7 protein-coding genes are annotated in these 16,901 nt (G+C 72.7%); 2 read left to right on the forward strand and 5 right to left on the reverse strand.

The genetic code is table 11. The features are described from left to right. Positions 1-409 precede the first annotated feature (409 nt). Positions 410-2,707, forward strand: a complete 2,298-nt coding sequence (locus DDQ41_RS20200; RefSeq protein ID WP_109295743.1) for a HelD family protein — start codon at positions 410-412, stop codon at positions 2,705-2,707. Here the strand turns inward: DDQ41_RS20200 and glgB are convergent. From glgB to DDQ41_RS20225, 4 genes are all read right to left on the reverse strand, one after another. Then, positions 2,694-4,904 carry a 1,4-alpha-glucan branching enzyme gene (gene glgB / locus DDQ41_RS20205; protein WP_109295744.1) on the reverse strand — a complete coding sequence of 737 codons (2,211 nt, stop codon included), beginning with the start codon at positions 4,902-4,904 and terminating at the stop codon, positions 2,694-2,696. The genes DDQ41_RS20200 and glgB overlap by 14 nt on opposite strands. A 161-nt stretch (positions 4,905-5,065) precedes the next feature. Continuing rightward, the gene (locus tag DDQ41_RS20215; RefSeq protein ID WP_109295745.1) at positions 5,066-6,478 is read right to left on the reverse strand and encodes a maltokinase N-terminal cap-like domain-containing protein; all 1,413 of its coding nucleotides are present in this window, start codon (positions 6,476-6,478) and stop codon (positions 5,066-5,068) included. A gap of 225 nt (positions 6,479-6,703) precedes the next feature. After that, positions 6,704-8,479 (reverse strand): maltose alpha-D-glucosyltransferase, encoded by a 1,776-nt coding sequence (gene treS / locus DDQ41_RS20220; RefSeq protein WP_109295746.1) that lies wholly within the window; start codon positions 8,477-8,479, stop codon positions 6,704-6,706. Next, positions 8,476-10,461, reverse strand: a complete 1,986-nt coding sequence (locus DDQ41_RS20225) for an alpha-1,4-glucan--maltose-1-phosphate maltosyltransferase (RefSeq protein ID WP_167450325.1) — start codon at positions 10,459-10,461, stop codon at positions 8,476-8,478. Before DDQ41_RS20225 ends, treS begins: the two co-directional genes overlap by 4 nt. A gap of 1,324 nt (positions 10,462-11,785) precedes the next feature. Here DDQ41_RS20225 and glgP point away from each other — a divergent pair. Continuing rightward, a complete protein-coding gene (gene glgP / locus DDQ41_RS20230) occupies positions 11,786-14,434 on the forward strand; it encodes an alpha-glucan family phosphorylase (RefSeq protein WP_109295748.1) in 2,649 nt (882 codons plus the stop codon). A gap of 351 nt (positions 14,435-14,785) precedes the next feature. Here the strand turns inward: glgP and DDQ41_RS20240 are convergent, their stop codons facing one another. Then, entirely contained in the window at positions 14,786-16,807 is a 2,022-nt protein-coding gene (locus tag DDQ41_RS20240; protein ID WP_109295750.1) for a M4 family metallopeptidase, read from the reverse strand. Positions 16,808-16,901: the final 94 nt, after the last annotated feature.

Raw genomic sequence — 16,901 nt, forward strand, 5'->3', positions numbered from 1 at the left:
TTCCCGAATGCACAAGGCACTTGGCGGCGGGCATCAGCACCGGCTACCGGACGCGCCGGTTTCCCCCGCCCCTGCCGTGCGGTGGGCGGACCCGCCGCCGGGACCCGTCGCGGTCGGCCCGCAGTACCGGACCGCAGCCGGTACCGAACCCGAAGCGGCCGGCCCGCTCCGGGCTCCGTCCGGCGGGATCGGCGCTCCATGGCCGCGCGCTCGCTCGGGGCGCGGTGCGGCACCACGGGATGCGGCGGCGTCGGCGGTGCGATCGCGGCCGGGCGTGACGGCTCACAAAAAACCGGTCCGCATTGACGGCCCGGGTATTTCTTCGCGTATATTGAATGGTTCCGCGTTCAGGCGGAAAATGTAATACGGAAAGCCTTGATAAAGGAACTCTAGCGTGTCAGGAGCTGAATTGTCAACCGAGGAAATCCGGCAGGAACAGCAATTCGTCTCCCTCGCCCACGAGCGGCTCGATCAGCTGCGCAGGGAGGCCGAGGCTGCCGTGCGCGCCACGATGGCGCAGGTCGGCACCGGTCGGCAGGCGCGGGTGGAGCGCGATATCGAGGTGGCGGAACACTCCGCCTCACTCGCCGCGCTGAATGCCGCAGACACCGGACTCTGTTTCGGGCGTGTCGACCGGCGGGACGGAGTGACGCATCACATCGGGCGTCTCGGACTGCGCGGCGACGACGCCGAGCGCACCCCGCTGCTGATCGACTGGCGGGCGCCCGTCGCGCGCCCCTTCTATCTCGCCACCGGATACGAACCGATGGGGCTGCGCCGGCGCAGGCACATCACCACCGAGGGCCGCACCGTCACCGCGCTGCACGACGAGATCATGGACCTCGGCGACCCGACCCGCACCGGACACGAGTCGCACGACGCCGACGAGGTGCTCCTCGCCGCCCTCGACAGCGCACGCACCGGGCGGATGGCGGACATCGTGTCCACGATCCAGGCCGAGCAGGACCGCATCATCCGCGCCCCGCGGCACGGGGTCCTCGTCGTCGAGGGAGGCCCCGGCACCGGCAAGACGGCCGTCGCGCTGCACCGCGCCGCATACCTGCTGTACGCCCACCGGGAGCAGCTCGCCAGGCGGGCGGTGCTGGTCGTCGGGCCCAACCCGGCCTTCCTCGGCTACATCGGCGAGGTGCTGCCCTCGCTGGGCGAGACCGGTGTCCTGCTGTCGACCGTCGGGGAGCTCTACCCCGGGATCCACGCCACCGGTACCGACAGCCCCGCCGCCGCGGCGGTGAAGGGCCGCCCGGAGATGGCGGCCGTGCTCGCCGAGGCCGTACGGGACCGGCAGCGGGTGCCCGGGAAGGGGGAGCCGATCGTCATCGCCCACGACGACGGCGAGCTGGTCCTCGACTGGGACACCGCAGTGGAGGCGCGGCACAGGGCCCGTGAGACCGGGCTGCCGCACAACCTCGCCCGGCCCTACTTCGCCTTCCACGTCATCGACGACCTCACCACCCGGCTCGCCGACCGCATCGGCGAGGACCCGTACGGCGGCCCCAACTTCCTCGGCCCCGACGACATCGCCCAGCTCGGCAAGGCCGTCGCCGCCAGTGCCGGGGTGCACTCCGCCATCGCCTCGCTGTGGCCGCCGCTCGACCCGGAGGAGTTCCTCGCCGGCTACCTCGCGGACCCCACGCACCTCGACGACGCCGACGCGGACCTGATCAGGCGCCGCGGTGGCCCGTGGACGCCCGCCGACGTGCCCCTCCTCGACGAGGCGGCGGAACTCCTCGGTACGGACGACTCCGCCGCCCGGGCCGCCGCGGAGGCCGAGCGCTCCCGCCGGATCGCCTATGCCCAGGGCGTGCTGGACGTCTCCTACGCCTCCCGCACCTACGAGTTCGAGGACAAGGAGGACGTCGACGCCGACGCCTCCGAGGTGCTGGCCGCCCATGACGTCATCGACGCCGAGCGCATGGCCGAGCGCCAGGAGGAGGCGGACCACCGCACCGCCGCCGAGCGTGCCGCAGCCGACCGGACCTGGGCGTTCGGGCACATCATCGTCGACGAGGCGCAGGAGCTGTCGGCCATGGCGTGGCGGCTGCTGATGCGCCGCTGCCCGACCCGCTCGATGACGCTCGTCGGCGACCCGGCGCAGACCGCGGACCCCGTACAGACCGCGGACCCCGCGCAGACCGGCGAGCCCGCGCAGACCGCGGACCCGGCGCGGGCCGGGGACCGGGCGGCGCCCGCCGCGCCGGGGGCCGCGGGGGAGGGCGGGGACTTCTGGCAGCGGATCCTCGCCCCCCATGTCGGGGACCGCTGGCGGCTGGCGCGGCTCGGGGTCAACTACCGCACGCCCGCGGAGGTCATGGACTACGCGGCCGAGCGGCGCCGGCACACCGACCCGGACTTCACCCCGCCCCGCTCCATCCGGTCCACCGGGACCGCCCCCTTCGAGCGCACCGCGGCCCTGGCCGACGTGGCGGCCCTCGCCGCCGCCGAGGTCCCGGAGGAGGGCCGGCTCGCCGTCATCGCCCCCCGGGAGCTGCACGGCGCGCTCACCGGGCTCGGCGGCGAGGGGCCGCTGGACCTCTCCCGGCCCGTCGTGCTGCTCGACCCGCGCGAGGCCAAGGGCCTGGAGTTCGACACGGTGCTGGTGGTCGCGCCCGAGCGGATGCCGCCCAACGACCTCTATGTGGCGCTGACCAGGGCCACCCAGCGGCTCGGGGTGGTCACGCCGGCTTGAGCCAGACCGTCGCCAGCGGCGGCAGGGTGAGCTGCACACTGGTGCGGTGGCCGTGGGCGGCGACGGACTCGGGTTTGACCGGGTCGTCGTTGCGGACGTCCCCGCCGCCGTAGCGCGCGGCGTCGGTGTTCAGCGCCTCGGACCAGGCGGGCACGGACGGCGGCACGCCGAGCCGGTACTCGTGCCGTACCACCGGTGAGAAGTTGGAGACCGCCAGCAGCGGGGTGCCGTCGGCGTCGAAGCGCAGGAACGCGAAGACGTTGTCGTCGGCGGCCCCGCCGTCCACCCAGGAGAAGCCCTCGGGGACGGTGTCCCGCTGCCAGAGCGCCGGGGTGGCCGCGTAGACCCGGTTCAGGTCGCGCACCAGGTCCCGCACGCCCCGGTGGTCGGCCTCGGCCGAGTAGGAGGGGTCGAGCAGCCACCAGTCCGGTCCGTGGCTCTCGGACCACTCCGCACCCTGGGCGAACTCCTGTCCCATGAAAAGCAGTTGCTTGCCGGGATGGGCCCACATGAAGCCGAGGTACGCACGGTGGTTGGCGCGCTGCTGCCACCAGTCGCCCGGCATCTTCGACACCAGGGCGCGCTTGCCGTGCACGACCTCGTCGTGGGAGATGGGCAGCACGTAGTTCTCGCTGTACGCGTAGACCATCGAGAAGGTCATCTCGTTGTGGTGGAACCTGCGGTGCACCGGCTCGTGCCCGACGTAGCCGAGCGAGTCGTGCATCCATCCCATGTTCCACTTCAGGCCGAAGCCGAGCCCGCCGAAGCCTCCCGGGCCCACATGGTGGGTCGCCCGGGTCACACCGTCCCAGGCGGTGGACTCCTCGGCGATGGTCACCGCACCGGGGCAGCGCCGGTAGACGGTGGCGTTCATCTCCTGGAGGAAGGAGACGGCGTCGAGGTTCTCCCGGCCGCCGTGCTCGTTGGGGCTCCATTCGCCGTGCTCGCGGGAGTAGTCGAGGTACAGCATCGAGGCGACCGCGTCGACCCGCAGCCCGTCGACGTGGAACTCCTCGCACCAGTAGACGGCGTTGGCGACCAGGAAGTTGCGGACCTCCCTGCGTCCGTAGTCGAACTCCAGGGTGCCCCAGTCGGGGTGGGCGGCGCGGGCCGGGTCGGAGTGCTCGTACAGCGGGCGTCCGTCGAACTCGGCCAGCGCCCAGTCGTCCCGGGGGAAGTGCGCCGGGACCCAGTCCATGATCACCCCGATTCCGGCGCGGTGCAGTGCGTCGACCAGGTGGCGGAAGTCGTCCGGCGTGCCCATCCGGGCGGTGGGCGCGTAGAAGCCGGTGACCTGGTAGCCCCACGAGCCGCCGAAGGGGTGCTCGGCCACCGGCATCAGCTCGACATGGGTGAAGCCGAGGTCCCTGACGTAGGCGGGGAGCTGCTCGGCCAGCCGGCGGTAGGTCAGACCCGGTCGCCAGGACGGCAGATGCACCTCGTACACGGAGAACGGGGCCTCGTGGACCGGGCGGGCGCCGCGGTGCGCCATCCACGCCTCGTCGTGCCAGACGTGGTGGGACTCGGTGACGACGGACGCCGTCGCGGGGGGCACCTCGGTCCGGCGTGCCATCGGATCCGCCCGGAGCGTGCGGGAGCCGTCGGGGCGGGTGATCTCGAACTTGTACAGCGCGCCCTCGCCGACGCCGGGCAGGAACAGCTCCCACACCCCGGAGGAGCCCAGCGAGCGCATGGCGCAGGCCGTGCCGTCCCAGTGGTTGAAGTCGCCGACGACCCTGACCCCGCGGGCGTTCGGCGCCCAGAGGGTGAAGCGGGTGCCCGTGACGCCCTGGTGCGTCATCGGCCGGGCGCCGAGGGCGTGCCACAGCTCCTCGTGGCGCCCCTCGCCGATCAGATGCAGATCGAGTTCGCCGATGGCGGGGAGGAAGCGGTAGGGGTCCGCGAACTCCAGGGCGGCGCCCTCGTACGCGACCTGGAGCGCGTACTCGGGGATCCTGCGCAGCGGGAGCAGCGCCGAGAAGAAGCCGTCGCCGTCGTCGTGCAGCTCGGCGCGCAGCCCCTTGGCCAGGACCGTCACCGACTCCGCGTACGGCCGCAGTGTCCGGAAGGCCACCCCGCCGCGCCCCAGGTGCGCCCCCAGGAGGGAGTGCGGGTCGTGGTGCGTGCCGCCGAGCAGCCGTTCCCGGTCGGATTCGTCGAGCGGTGCGGCGGGGCGTACGCCGTTGCGGGGAGTCACGGGGGACGGCCTCCTTGTACTCGGGGGGAAGATCGGGGCTGGGGATCGGGCTGGGGCAGTGGCAGTGGCAGTGGCAGTGGCGGTGCGAGTGGCAGTGGCGGTGGGAGTGGCGGTGCGAGTGGCGGTGGCGGTGGGAGGGCGTGAGCGGGACGGTGCGGGCGTCAGCCCGCGGGACCGGCCAGCCGCTGGATGGCGGACATCGGGACCGGGAGCCAGTCCGGCCGGTGGCGGGCCTCGTAGACGACCTCGTACACGGCCTTGTCGGTCTCGTAGGCGCGCAGCAGTTCCGCCTCTGCCCGCGGGTCGGAGCCGGAGGCGTCGGCGTAGCCCTCGCAGTACGCGGCCCGGCAGCGCGCCGCCCAGGCCGGGTTCCAGGGGCGGTACGAGCGGGCCGCGTAGTCGAAGGAGCGCAGTATCCCGGCGATGTCGCGCACCGGGGGCTGCACCCGGCGGCGTTCGTCGAGCGGGCGGGCCGGTTCCCCCTCGAAGTCGATGACCGACCAGCCCCCGCCGGGTGTGCGCAGGGTCTGGCCGAGGTGCAGGTCGCCGTGGATGCGCTGGGCCCTGCCGTCGCCGTCGAAGGTCGCGCCGGCGATGGCGTCGAAGGCGGCGCGCAGCCCGCGGACGTACGGCAGCAGCGCGGGCACCGCCCGCAGCGCCGCGTCCAGCCGCTCGTTCATCGCCGTGGCCAGGTGCCGGGTCTGGGACCCGCTCAGCGTGACGGTGGGCAGCGCGGCGGCGAGTGCCGTGTGCACCTCCGCCGTGGCCCGGCCCAGGGCCTGCGCCTCCCCGGTGAAGTCGTCCCCGTCGGCGAGCGCCTTGAGCGCGAGCCGCCAGCCGTCCTGGGAGCCTCGGAGGAACGGCTGGAGGACACCGAGGGTGCAGGGCTCGGGGGTGTGCGACTCGAACCAGGCGACGGGCGCGGGCACCCGGCCGCAGCCCGCGCGGGCGAGCGCGAGGGGCAGCTCCAGGTCGGGGTTGATGCCCGGGTACACCCGTCGGAAGATCTTCAGGATCAGTGAATCCCCGTACACCAGCGAGGAGTTGGACTGTTCGGCGTCGAGTACGCGGGCGCGCAGACCGCCTGGCACGGGGGCGGCCCGCTCGAAGCGCAGCGGACCGAACCGGCCGGGTGTGCGCAGCCGCTCCAGCAGCAGTCCGGCGAGCCGGGGGTCGTGCAGTCCCTCGTAGACGGTCCGTCCGGCGAGCGGCCCCTCGGCCACCCGGCCGATCAGCGCCGGGGCGAGATGCGGGGGCACCGCGGCGCGCACGCCCAGCAGCAGCTGGTAGCAGTCGCCGCCCGCGGCCGCGTCGCGCAGCGCGGACGGTGCCCGCCCGGCGGTGGTCCGCAGGCCCAGGGTCTGGCCGGGCTGCCTGACGCGGAGCAGCAGATGCAGCAGTCCTGGGCCGGCCGAGTCGACCGGCAGCAGTTCGACGGCCGCCACCAGCGCGAAGCCGGTGACCGGGTGCCCCTTTCCCGCGAACCACCGTTGCCGGGGCAGCCACTCGCGCAGCAGGGGCGAGAGCGAAGGCAGCAGGGCGACGGGGGTCCGGGTGGATGCAGCCTCCGACATGGCATCGCGTCCTTTCCCCGGGCACACCACAGTTTGCGAAGAGTGTCCCGGATTGCGGCAAATAATAGCTGTCCGGGCTGTGCGTGGGGGTCCCCCCGCCGCAGGCGGGGGGAGTGTCGGCGGAGGATGGTCCGTACGGACTCGGACCGGGTTTCGATATGACGGGGAGCGTGCCCGGTACGGGGTGGTCCAACCGCCCCGCACCCGACATGGCATGTGCCCGGGTCAGCCGCCCTCGGGCGTCCGGGTCCTGCGCGCGGACCGGTGCGCGGGGCTCTCCGCGGCCACCGGCTCCCGGTGCAGCCGGAACCAGTAGAAGCCGTGCCCGGCCAGCGTCAGCAGATAGGGCCACTCCCCGATCGCCGGGAAGCGGACCCCGCCGATCAGCTCCACCGGGTGGCGGCCGTTGTACCGGCGCAGGTCCAGCTCGGTGGGCTGGGCGAAGCGCGAGAAGTTGTTCACGCACAGGACCAGGTCGTCGGAGCCGTCCCCGGTGGCGGGCGCCTCGCGCAGGTACGCCAGCACGGCGGGGTTCGACGACGGGAGTTCGGTGAAGCTGCCCAGGCCGAAGGCGCGGTTCTGCTTTCTGATCTCGATCATCCGCCGGGTCCAGTGCAGCAGCGACGAGGGCGACGCCATGGAGGCCTCGACGTTGGTGACCTGGTAGCCGTAGACCGGGTCCATGATGGTCGGCAGGTACAGCCGGCCCGGATCGCAGGACGAGAAGCCGGCGTTGCGGTCCGGGGTCCACTGCATCGGTGTGCGCACCGCGTCCCGGTCGCCCAGCCAGATGTTGTCGCCCATGCCGATCTCGTCGCCGTAGTAGAGGATCGGGGAGCCGGGCAGGGACAGCAGCAGGGCGGTGAACAGCTCGATCTGGTTGCGGTCGTTGTCCAGCAGCGGGGCCAGTCGGCGGCGGATGCCGATGTTGGCGCGCATCCGCGGGTCCTTGGCGTACTCCGCGTACATGTAGTCGCGCTCCTCGTCGGTGACCATCTCCAGGGTCAGCTCGTCGTGGTTGCGCAGGAAGATGCCCCACTGGCAGTTCTTGGGGATCCGCGGGGTCTTGGACAGGATCTCGGAGACCGGGTACCGCGACTCCCGCCGCACGGCCATGAAGATGCGCGGCATCACCGGGAAGTGGAAGGCCATATGGCACTCGTCGCCGCCCGACGGGTAGTCGCCGAAGTAGTCGACCACGTCCTCGGGCCACTGGTTCGCCTCGGCCAGCAGCACCGTGTCCGGGTAGTGGGCGTCGATCTCCTTGCGCACCCGCCTGAGGAAGGAGTGGGTGGCCGGGAGGTTCTCGCAGTTGGTGCCCTCCTCCTGGTACAGGTACGGCACGGCGTCCAGCCGGAATCCGTCGATGCCCAGGTCCAGCCAGAAGCGCAGGGCGGAGACGATCTCCTCCTGCACCGCCGGGTTCTCGTAGTTGAGGTCCGGCTGGTGGGAGAAGAAGCGGTGCCAGTAGTACTGCTTGCGGACCGGGTCGAAGGTCCAGTTGGAACTCTCCGTGTCGACGAAGATGATCCGGGCGTCCTGGAACTGCTTGTCGTCGTCGGCCCAGACGTAGTAGTCGCCGTACGGGCCGTCCGGGTTGCTCCGGGACTCCTGGAACCACGGGTGCTGGTCGCTCGTGTGGTTCATGACGAAGTCGATGATGACCCGCATCCCGCGCTGGTGGGCGGCGTCGACGAACTCGACGAAGTCGGCGAGGTCGCCGAACTCCGGCAGCACCGAGGTGTAGTCGGAGACGTCGTAACCCCCGTCGCGCAGCGGGGACTTGAAGAACGGCGGCAGCCACAGGCAGTCCACGCCCAGCCACTGCAGGTAGTCCAGCTTGGCGGTGAGGCCTCTGAGGTCGCCGATGCCGTCGCCGTTGCTGTCCTGGAAGGTGCGCACGAGCACCTCGTAGAAGACGGCGCGCTTGAACCAGTCGGGGTCCCGGTCCTTGGCGGGGGTGTCCTCGAAGGTGTCGTGGACGGGCTCGTTGACGATCATGATGTGGGTGACCCTCCGGTCGGCGGGGACGGTCGCAGGACGGCGATGTGCGCAGGCGTGACGCCCGGCTCGAGGCGCACATAGCTGGCCCTGCCCCAGTGATAGGTCTCGCCGGTGAGCTCGTCGCGCACCGGTGCGGTCTCGTGCCAGTCGAGGCCGAGTTCCGGCATGTCAAACGAGACCGTCGCCTCCTGGGTGTGGTGGGGGTCGAGATTGACGACCACCAGAACGGTGTTCGAACCCGTTCGCTTGCTGTAGGCGATCACGGAGTCGTTGTCCGCGTGGTGGAAGCGCAGGTTCCGGAGCTGCCGAAGCGCCGGGTTGCGCCGCCGGATCCGGTTCAGCGCGGTGATCAGCGGGGCGATGCCGCGCCCCTCTCGCTCGGCCGACTCCCAGTCACGCGGCCGCAGTTGGTACTTCTCCGAGTCGAGGTACTCCTCGCTGCCCGGCCGCAGCGGGGTGTTCTCGCACAGCTCGTACCCCGCGTACACGCCCCAGCTGGGGGAGAGGGTCGAGGCGAGCACGGCGCGCACCTCGAACGCCGGCCGGCCGCCCTCCTGGAGGTAGGCGTGCAGGATGTCCGGGGTGTTCACGAAGAAGTTGGGCCGCATCCAGGCGGCAGCCTCGCCCGACAGCTCCGTCAGGTACTCCGTCAGCTCCTGCTTGGTGGTGCGCCAGGTGAAGTACGTGTACGACTGCTGGAAACCGACCGCGGCGAGGGCGTGCATCATCGCCGGGCGGGTGAACGCCTCCGCGAGGAAGACGACGTCCGGGTCGGTCCGGTTGATCGTGCCGATGACCTTCTCCCAGAACACCACCGGCTTGGTGTGCGGGTTGTCGACGCGGAAGATCCGCACCCCGTGCGCCATCCAGTGGCGCAGCACCCGCAGGGTCTCGGCGACGATTCCCGGCATGTCGCGGTCGAACGCGATCGGGTAGATGTCCTGGTACTTCTTCGGCGGGTTCTCCGCGTAGGCGATGCCGCCGTCCGCCCGGCGGTGGAACCACTCGGGATGCCCGGTCACCCACGGGTGGTCGGGGGAGCACTGAAGGGCGAAGTCGAGGGCGACCTCCATCCGCAGGTCCCGCGCGTGCCCCACGAACGCGTCGAAGTCCTCGATGGTGCCGAGGTCCGGATGGACGGCGTCGTGGCCGCCCTCGGCCGAGCCGATCGCCCAGGGCACCCCGACGTCGTGGGGACCGGCGTCGAGCGCGTTGTTCGGTCCCTTCCGGAAGGTGCTGCCGATGGGGTGGACCGGCGGGAGGTACACCACGTCGAAGCCCATCGCGGCGATGGCGGGCAGCCGCTGCGCCGCCGTGCGGAAGGTGCCGGAGACGAGCCTTCCGCGCTCGGCCCGGGCGCCCTCAGAGCGCGGGAAGAACTCGTACCAGGAGCCGAACAGCGCGCGGGTCCGCTCCACCTGGAGCGGCAACGGGTACGAGGCGGTGACCAGTTCGCGCAGCGGATGGCGCTCCAGCGCGGCGAGCGCGTCCGGGGCGAGCGCCGCCTCCAGCCGCTCGCGGTCCGGCCGGCCCTTGTCGCGCAGGGCGTCGGCGGCGGCGAGTACGGCCTCCCGGCCCGCCCGCTTGGGGACGCCCGCGGCGGCCCGCTCGTAGAGTTCCGCCCCCTCGTCGAGGACCAGGGCGGTGTCGATCCCGGCGGGGACCTTGATGCCGGCGTGGTGCCGCCAGGTGGCGAGCGGATCGCTCCACGCCTCGACGCTGTAGGTCCACCGGCCCTCGGCGTCCGCGGTGACCTCCGCGCCCCAGCGGTCGGTTCCGGGCGCGAGTTCCCGCATCGGGGTCCAGGGGCCCTGGCGGCCCCGGGGGTCCCGCAGGACGACATTGGCGGCCACCGCGTCGTGCCCTTCGCGGAACACGGTGGCACTGATCCGGAACGTTTCGCCGACCACCGATTTCGCGGGCCTTCGGCCGCAGTCGACGAGGGGGCGTACGTCCAGCACGGGAATGCGGCCAATCAGCGTTTTCACGGCATCACCTGGGGGCTGTGCGGGCTCGGCGGGTCGAACGGACGCTCCCTCTTCACGGGGGGCGGGTGTTCTTTGTAGCTGCTCCGTTGACGGCTGGCGGGCTGCGGGCATGGCCGCTCCTGTCCGCGTTCACTCGAATGGAAGGGTCGCGAGTGCACTCCGGGCGTACCGGGGGAGCCTTCCCCCGCGATTCGGGTCGGCAATCCGGTGGTGCGTTAACTACTAGGGCGTAGGCGGGCGACACAAGGCCGGCGCCGTCCGGAGGCCGGTGCCGGGCGCTTCCGGAATCGTTCACCCTATGTGGGAAGCGACCGTCCTGAACATTTGAAGTCAACTTCAGTCATCTTCTAACCGTGTTGAGTTCGGTAATTCCTGATCGGTAATGCAAATCCGATCGCCGGGGTTCTTTCCGGCCAATCACCGAGGGGCGCCGGAATGATCGTGGGGCGCGGGAATCATGGTGGGGCACCCCGGACGCCGTTTGCCGACAGGCCGCGAAACGGCCGTGCCGCCTCTGCCGGGACGGCCGCGGTGAACCCCTGCCCGGAGAGGGACCGCGGCGGCCGGCGGCCCGAGTCGCGTGCACCCTCACCCGGGCACTTCGCCACCGGGCCGGCGGTCCCGGCATCGGCGGCCCGGCGGTGAAGCGCCCGCAGGGACCGGAACCCGGCGGCCGCCCCGCCCGTCAGGGTCCCGGCACGGCCGCCGCCGCAGACCCGGGGCCGTCCCCGGCACGGCGGCCGCCCCGCCCGTCCCGGCACGCCGAGACCGCCGGGGGCCGGGTGCCGCCGCAGCGCCGAGACCGCCGGACGGGCCTGGCGCGCCCCGTGCTCCGGCCATCAGCGGCCCACCGTGCGCCCGCGGGCCCGGCATCGACACGGCGCCGGTACCGTCCGGGCGCCGGGGGCCCACCGTGCGCCCGCGGGCCCGGCTGCGCGGCAGAGGCCCCAGGTTGTGTACGGCACCGGCCCGGCTGTGGGGCACCGGGGCCCGGGTGTACGGCATCGTCGGGCTCCCCGGCACCGGCCTGCTCCCCGGCACCGGCCTGGCTCCCCCGCGTCGGCCTGCTCCACGGCACCGCCCGGGTGCCCGGGGCGCACCGGGGTGGGCCGCGCGCCCCGCCCGCCCCGAGCCGTTCGAACCCCGTCCGCGGCGCGGAACGCGGCACGGCCGGGATCGGCCGATGGTGGCACGGCTCGATGCGCCCTCCTCGCGCCGTGGTTGAGCCGGGCGGCGCGCCACTACGGTCGAGGAGTCGGACGGGCGCACAGCGTCGTGCGTCCCCGGATGAACCTCAGCCTCGAAGGTGGGACCCGTGAAGGCCATTCGTCGATTCACCGTCCGCCCCGTCCTCCCCGGGCCCCTCGCCCCGCTCAGCGAGCTGGCCCGCAACCTTCGCTGGTCATGGCATGCGCCGACGCGGGAGCTGTTCCGCCGCGCGGACCCCGCCGGCTGGCGGGCGGCCGGCGGCGACCCGGTGCGGCTGCTCGGATCGGTGACCGCGGGCCGGCTCGCCGAACTCGCCACCGACCCGGAGTTCCTCTACCGCGTCTCGGAGTCCGCCCGCGATCTCGACGCCTATCTGCGCGGGCGGCGCTGGTACCAGGAGCGGTCCGGGGACGGGGTGCCGCTGCCCGCCGCCGTCGCCTACTTCTCGCCCGAGTTCGGCATCACCGCCGCGCTGCCGCAGTACTCGGGCGGCCTGGGCATACTCGCCGGCGACCATCTGAAGGCGGCCAGCGACCTGGGGGTTCCGCTGATCGGCGTCGGACTGCTGTACCGGCACGGCTACTTCCGGCAGTCGCTGTCCCGCGACGGCTGGCAGCAGGAGCACTACCCCGTACTCGACCCCGACGAACTGCCGCTGACCCTGCTCCGGGAGCCGGACGGCGGCCCCGCCCGCGTCTCCCTCGCCCTCCCGGGCGGCCGCACCCTGCGGGCCCGCATCTGGCAGGCGCGGGTCGGCCGGGTACCGCTGCTGCTGCTGGACTCGGACGTGGAGGAGAACGCCCCCGGGGAGCGCGACGTCACCGACCGGCTGTACGGCGGCGGCAGCGAGCACCGCCTGCTCCAGGAGGCGCTGCTCGGCATCGGCGGCGTCCGCGCGGTCCGTGCGTACTGCCGGCTCACCGGGCATCCGGAGCCGGAGGTCTTCCACACCAACGAGGGCCACGCCGGCTTCCAGGGACTGGAACGGATCCGCGAGCTGCTGCCCTACGGCCTCGACTTCGACGCCGCCCTGGAGGCGGTCCGGGCCGGTACGGTGTTCACCACCCACACCCCCGTCCCGGCCGGCATCGACCGCTTCGACCGCGAGCTGGTGGCCCGTCACTTCGGTGACGGCGGCGAACTCCCCGGCATCGACACGGAACGCGTGCTGAGACTCGGCACGGAGAGCTACCCCGGCGGCGAGTCCCGGGTGTTCAACATGGCCGTCATGGGGCTGCGCCTCGCCCAGCGCGCCAACGGGGTCTCCACGCTCCACGGCGCGGTGAGCCGTGAGATGTTCCGCGGGCTGTGGCCGGGCTTCGACGTTCCGGAAGTGCCGATCACCTCGGTCACCAACGGGGTGCACGCCCCGACCTGGGTGGCTCCCGAGGTGCTCGCCCTCGGGGACGACATCGCGGCCACGCCGGCCGCCGACCTCTGGGAGCTGCGCCGGACCCTGCGGGAACGGCTGGTGGGGGAGGTCCGCGAACGTCTGTACGCCTCCTGGCGCCAGCGCGGCGCCGGGACGACGGAACTGGGCTGGATCGACGGGGTGCTGGACCCGGACGTGCTCACCATCGGTTTCGCCCGCCGGGTCCCCGCGTACAAGCGGCTCACCCTGATGCTGCGCGACCGGGAACGGCTGGCGGAGCTGCTGCTCCATCCGCGGCGCCCGGTGCAGATCGTCGTCGCCGGCAAGGCGCACCCCGCCGACGACGGCGGCAAGCGGCTGGTCCAGGAACTGGTGAGGTTCGCTGACGAGCCCCGGTTCCGGCACCGGATCGTCTTCCTGCCCGACTACGGCATGGCGATGGCGCGGAAGCTGCTGCCGGGCTGCGACGTATGGCTGAACAACCCGCTCCGCCCGCTGGAGGCGTGCGGCACCAGCGGGATGAAGGCGGCCCTCAACGGCGGCCTCAACCTGTCCGTACTCGACGGCTGGTGGGACGAGTGGTACGAGCCGGACTTCGGCTGGGCCGTGCCCACGGCCGACGGCACCGCCGCCGGCGAACAGGACCGCCGCGACGATCTGGAGGCCGCCGCGCTGTACGGGCTGGTCGAGGAGCGCATCGCGCCGCTGTTCTACGAACGGGGCGGGGACGGGGTTCCCGCCCGCTGGACCGAGATGGTCCGGCGCACGCTGACCGGGCTGGGGCCGAAGGTGCAGGCCGACCGGATGGTCCGCGAGTACGTGGACCGGCTCTACGCCCCCGCCGCCCGGGCCCACCGGGTGCTCGCCCTGGACACCGGCGCGGCCGGCGACCTGGCCGCCTGGAAGGCCCGGGTGCGCGCGGCCTGGCGCGGAGTCTCGGTCGACCATGCAGAGGTCGGCGCGCAGGTGGGCGCGCAGGTGGGTGTCGAGGCGGGTATCGAGGGGGGTGCTGAGGTGGGCGGGGGCACGGGATCGGACACCTGTGCCGTGGAGCTGGGTTCGACGCTGGCCCTGCGGGTGTGCGTCACCCTCGGTCTGCTCCGGCCGGAGGACGTGGAGGTGCAGGCCGTCGCGGGCCGGGTCGACGCGGACGACTCGATCACCGATCCCCAGACCTTCCCGCTGAAGCCGGCGGCGGGCGGCCCCGACACGGCCGGCCGACTGGTCTACGAGGGCCCGCTCGCCCTCGACCGCACCGGCCCGTTCGGATACACGGTCCGGGTGCTGCCCGCGCACCCGCTGCTGCCGCACGGGGCGGACCTCGGCCTCGTGGCGTGGCCGAACGGGGCGGCGGGGGAGGGCGCGGGGGTGCTGATGCGCTGAGTCCGGCCGATGCGTCGGCCCGGCCGCCCGTGTGGGTCCGGCCGCCCGTGTGGGTCCGGTTTCCCGTGTCTGCCGGGCCGCTTGGGTCTGCCGGGCCGCTTGTGTCGGTTCGGTGGTCCGAGCGGGTCCCGTACACCGAGCCGCTCCGGCGGCCCACCCGGCCCACTCGGCTCGGCGGCCCACCCGGCCCGGTGGTCCGGGCAGGTCCTGTCGGCTGAGCCCGCCCGGGGGACCGAGCCCCCGTGCCAGGCCGCCCGGGGGAGCCTACGCTCCCCCGGGCGGCCGGGGCGGTGCCGGGGCGGTGCCGGGGCGGTGCCGGGGCGGTGCCGGGGCGGATGAACCGCAGGGTGCCTACGGGAACGTCAGCTTGAAGTTGCTGATGTAGCCGGTGTCATAGCGGGCGACGTCCTGGACCCGCAGGTTCCAGGTGCCGTTGGCCACCTCGCTGGAGGCGTTCACGGTGTACGTCTCGATCACGTCGTCGGCGGAGTCGCTGCCGCTGGAGTTCTTCAGGCGGTAGGCCGTGCCGTCCGGGGCCACCAGGTCGATCACCAGGTCACCCCGCCAGGTGTGCCGGATGTCGACGTCGACCGCGAGGTTCGACGGGGCGTTTCCGGCGATGCCGGTGACCGCGACCGGGGAGCTGACCGTGCCGAGGTCCGGGATGCTGATGTCGCCGGTGTTCTCGAAGACCTTGCCGGGTCCGGGCTCGCCGCCGGGCCGGGAGCCGACGTTGATGGCCGCCCAGGCGTCGGTCACGGCCTTGACCTCCGCGCTGCTCGCCCCGTACAGCTCCGTCGCGACCGCGAGGGTGCCGGTGCGGGCGCCCGCGTAGTTGGTCGTCGAGTTGAACTTCGTGGTGAGCGCCTTGTACCAGATCAGCGAGGCCTTGTCGCGGCCGATGCCGGTGACCGGCAGGCCGTCCGAGGTCGGCGAGTCGTAGTTCACGCCGTTGATGGTCTTCGCCCCGCTGCCCTCGGAGAGCAGGTAGTACCAGTGGTTCGCCGGGCCGGAGGAGTAGTGCACGTCGATGCTGCCGATGCCCGAGTACCAGGAGTCCTTGGACTTGCCGTCCCTGCTCGGCTTGTCCATGTAGCGCAGCGGTGTGCCGTTGCCGTTGATGTCGATCTTCTCGCCGACCAGGTAGTCGCCCTTGTCCTGGGTGTTGGCCGCGTGGAACTCGACCGCGGCGGCGAAGATGTCGGACGTCGCCTCGTTGAGGCCGCCGGACTCGCCGCTGTAGACCAGCTTGGCGGTGTTGGAGGTGATGCCGTGCGTCATCTCGTGCGCGGCGACGTCGATCGACGTCAGCGGCTTGGCGTTGCCGGCGCCGTCGCCGTAGGTCATGCAGAAGCAGCTGTCCGACCAGAACGCGTTGACGTAGTTGTTGCCGTAGTGGACCCGGGAGTACGCGCCGACGCCGTCGCCCCGGATGCCGGAACGGCCGTGCACGTCCTTGAAGTAGTCCCAGGTCAGTGCCGCGCCGTAGTGCGCGTCGGCGCCGGCGGTCTCGGCGTTCTGCGGGGTGCCGTCGCCCCAGACGTCGTCGGTCCCGGAGAACAGGGTGCCCGAGCCGGACGTGCCGCGGTTGAGGTTGTTGGTCTTGTGGTTGCCGCGGGTGGTGTCGGTCAGCGTGTACGACGGCGCGGTGCCCAGGGACACCTGTCCGCTGTACATCGTGTTGCCCGTGCCCTGCTGGATCGCCTGCCACTCGTACAGCTTGCCGCCGGTCGTGGCGTCGGTGACGACGTGCAGCTCGTTGGGTGTGCCGTCGTGTTGCAGACCGCCCACGACGGTCTCGTACGCCAGCTTCGGCTCGCCCTGGGCCATCCAGACCACCTTGCGCGGAGCGCGCTCGGCGGCGGTGTCCTTCGAGCCCTCCGCGCGTGCGGCGGCCACGGCCTGCTGCTCCGCGGCGGCCGGGGCGACGTCGGCGCCGGTGTCGATGTTCCGCAGCGCCGACGCCGACGCCTTGCTGACGGACTCGGCCCTTCCGGCCTCCGACTCGGTGACCACCAGGTCACCGCCGAGCACGGGCAGGCCCGCGTAGGTGCGCTCGTAGCGGGTGTGCGTGGTGCCGTCCCGGTCCTGGACCACGTCGCGCACGACGAGCTTCTCCTGCGCACCGAGGCCGAGTTCGGCCGCGGTCGCCGCCTTGGTGGCGTTGGCCTCGCGGATCAGCTCCGCCCGCTGGGCGGGGGAGAGCGCCACGGGCAGCGCGCCGGGGTCCGCCCCGGAGGCGGTCTGCTGCTTCGGGGCGATCGGCGCGGGGGCCGCGGCGGCGGAGCCGGCCTGGACTCCGGCGGCCAGGAGGGCTGCGACTGCCAGCAGAGCGCCGGTCGCGGACGTGCGACGGCTGGACATGGGTCTCACGCGGACTCCTTCTGCGAGGGGGGTCACGGGCGGCTGGGTGGGCCGCCCGGCAGAACCGAGGAGCATGTTGTGCGTGGCTCGACGGAAGCGTGGC

This window comes from Streptomyces spongiicola, from assembly GCF_003122365.1.
Taxonomy (GTDB): domain Bacteria; phylum Actinomycetota; class Actinomycetes; order Streptomycetales; family Streptomycetaceae; genus Streptomyces; species Streptomyces spongiicola.